At 52.4% G+C, this 3,287-nt stretch carries 2 rRNA genes; both read right to left on the bottom strand.

The features are described from left to right. Positions 1-7 precede the first annotated feature (7 nt). Positions 8-123 (bottom strand): 5S ribosomal RNA (rrf, locus tag ADIMK_RS17715). A gap of 108 nt (positions 124-231) precedes the next feature. Next, positions 232-3,116, bottom strand: a 23S ribosomal RNA gene (locus ADIMK_RS17720). Between the last annotated feature and the right edge of the window lie 171 nt (positions 3,117-3,287).

Raw genomic sequence — 3,287 nt, forward strand, 5'->3', positions numbered from 1 at the left:
ATTAGGTGCCTGGCGATGACCTACTCTCACATGGGGAGACCCCACACTACCATCGGCGATGACGCGTTTCACGACTGAGTTCGGCATGGGATCAGGTGGTTCCACGTCTCTATTGTCACCAGGCAAAACTGGAACAAATCGAGATCTAAAAGATTTTGTCGTCTTGTCGTTCGCTACAAGCTTCAACCGCGATCGATCGTATATTCAACTTCCAAACGCCTTGGGCGTTATATGGTCAAGCCTCACGAGCAATTAGTACTGGTTAGCTCAACGCCTTACAACGCTTACACACCCAGCCTATCAACGTCCTGGTCTCGAACGGCTCTTTAGGGACCTCAAGGGTCCAGTGAGATCTCATCTTGAAGGAGGCTTCCCGCTTAGATGCTTTCAGCGGTTATCCCGTCCGAACGTAGCTACCGGGCAATGCCACTGGCGTGACAACCCGAACACCAGAGGTTCGTTCACTCCGGTCCTCTCGTACTAGGAGCAACTCTTCTCAAATCTCAAACGCCCACGGCAGATAGGGACCGAACTGTCTCACGACGTTCTAAACCCAGCTCGCGTACCACTTTAAATGGCGAACAGCCATACCCTTGGGACCGGCTTCAGCCCCAGGATGTGATGAGCCGACATCGAGGTGCCAAACACCGCCGTCGATGTGAACTCTTGGGCGGTATCAGCCTGTTATCCCCGGAGTACCTTTTATCCGTTGAGCGATGGCCCTTCCATACAGAACCACCGGATCACTAGAACCTACTTTCGTACCTGCTCGACGTGTCTGTCTCGCAGTCAAGCACCCTTATACTCTTACGCTCATTGCATGATTTCCGACCATGCTGAGGGTACCTTCGTGCTCCTCCGTTACGCTTTGGGAGGAGACCGCCCCAGTCAAACTACCCACCACACAATGTCCTCGCCCCGGATAACGGGGCTGAGTTAGAACCTCAACAGTACCAGGCTGGTATTTCAAGGTCGGCTCCACTCGAACTGGCGTCCAAGTTTCAAAGCCTCCCAGCTATCCTACACAAGTAATGTCAAAGTCCACTGTGAAGCTATAGTAAAGGTTCACGGGGTCTTTCCGTCTAGCCGCGGGGACGCTGCATCTTCACAGCGAGTTCAATTTCACTGAGTCTCGGGTGGAGACAGTGTGGCCATCGTTACGCCATTCGTGCAGGTCGGAACTTACCCGACAAGGAATTTCGCTACCTTAGGACCGTTATAGTTACGGCCGCCGTTTACCGGGGCTTCGATCAAGAGCTTCGCTTGCGCTAACCCCATCAATTAACCTTCCGGCACCGGGCAGGCGTCACACCCTATACGTCCACTTTCGTGTTTGCAGAGTGCTGTGTTTTTAATAAACAGTCGCAGCCACCTGGTATCTTCGACCGGTGTCAGCTCCAGACGCGAAGTCCTTCACCAACGCCGGCGTGCCTTCTCCCGAAGTTACGGCACCATTTTGCCTAGTTCCTTCACCCGAGTTCTCTCAAGCGCCTTGGTATTCTCAACCTGACCACCTGTGTCGGTTTCGGGTACGGTCCCGCATAACCTGAAGCTTAGAGGATTTTCCTGGAAGCATGGCATCAACCACTTCGCTCCACATGGGAGCTCGTCATCAGGTCTCAGTCTTAGGAAGCCGGATTTGCCTAACTTCCCAACCTACACCCTTAAACACGGACAACCAACGCCGTGCTGGCCTAGCCTTCTCCGTCCCCCCGTCGCAGTTATGCGCGGTACAGGAATATTAACCTGTTTCCCATCGACTACGCTTTTCAGCCTCGCCTTAGGGGCCGACTCACCCTACCCCGATTAACGTTGGATAGGAACCCTTGGTCTTCCGGCGAGGGGGTTTTTCACCCCCTTTATCGTTACTTATGTCAACATTCGCACTTCTGATACCTCCACGGTGCCTCACAGCTTCCGCTTCAACGGCTTACAGAACGCTCCTCTACCATGCCCTAAGGCATCCGCAGCTTCGGTGTCTAGTTTGAGCCCCGTTATATCTTCCGCGCAGGCCGACTCGACTAGTGAGCTATTACGCTTTCTTTAAAGGGTGGCTGCTTCTAAGCCAACCTCCTAGCTGTCTGAGCCTTCCCACATCGTTTCCCACTTAACTAGAACTTTGGGACCTTAGCTGGCGGTCTGGGTTGTTTCCCTTTTCACGACGGACGTTAGCACCCGCCGTGTGTCTCCCATGATTGCACTCCTGGGTATTCGGAGTTTGCATCGGGTTGGTAAGTCGGGATGACCCCCTAGCCGAAACAGTGCTCTACCCCCCAGGGTGAGACATGAGGCGCTACCTAAATAGCTTTCGAGGAGAACCAGCTATCTCCGAGCTTGATTAGCCTTTCACTCCGATCCACAGGTCATCCGCTAACTTTTCAACGGTAGTCGGTTCGGTCCTCCAGTTGATGTTACTCAACCTTCAACCTGCCCATGGATAGATCGCCCGGTTTCGGGTCTACTCCCAGCAACTAAACGCCCTATTAAGACTCGGTTTCCCTACGCCTCCCCTACACGGTTAAGCTTGCTACTGAAAGTAAGTCGTTGACCCATTATACAAAAGGTACGCAGTCACCGTCCGTAAACGGCTCCCACTGCTTGTACGTACACGGTTTCAGGGTCTATTTCACTCCCCTCACAGGGGTTCTTTTCGCCTTTCCCTCACGGTACTGGTTCACTATCGGTCAGTCAGGAGTATTTAGCCTTGGAGGATGGTCCCCCCATATTCAGTCAAGATAACACGTGTCCCGACCTACTCGATTTCACTGTAAACGACCTTTCGCATACGGGGCTATCACCCACTATGGCCACACTTTCCAGAGTGTTCTGCTAAATCGTAAACAGCTTAAGGGCTACTCCCCGTTCGCTCGCCGCTACTAAGGGAATCTCAATTGATTTCTTTTCCTCCGGGTACTTAGATGTTTCAGTTCCCCGGGTTCGCCTCTCAAAACCTATGTATTCAGTTAAGAGATACCCGCAAGCGGGTGGGTTTCCCCATTCGGACATGTCCGGATCAAAGTCTGTTTGCCGACTCCCCGAACCTTTTCGCAGGCTACTACGTCCTTCATCGCCTCTGACTGCCAAGGCATCCACCGTGCACGCTTATTCACTTGACCATATAACCCGAAGGCGTCTGATCAGTTGAATATTTAGTAACGATCGATTTCGCCGGTTGGCGCTTGTATCAAACAATACAAGACAATCTTTCAGATCCAATTTGTTAAAGAGCGTTTAAAGCAGTGAAGCTTTAAGTCATGACCCTGGGACACGCCCAGAGGCATTGCTTA

Origin of the sequence: Marinobacterium lacunae, from assembly GCF_000705555.1 — a bacterium.
Lineage (GTDB): Bacteria > Pseudomonadota > Gammaproteobacteria > Pseudomonadales > Balneatricaceae > Marinobacterium_D > Marinobacterium_D lacunae.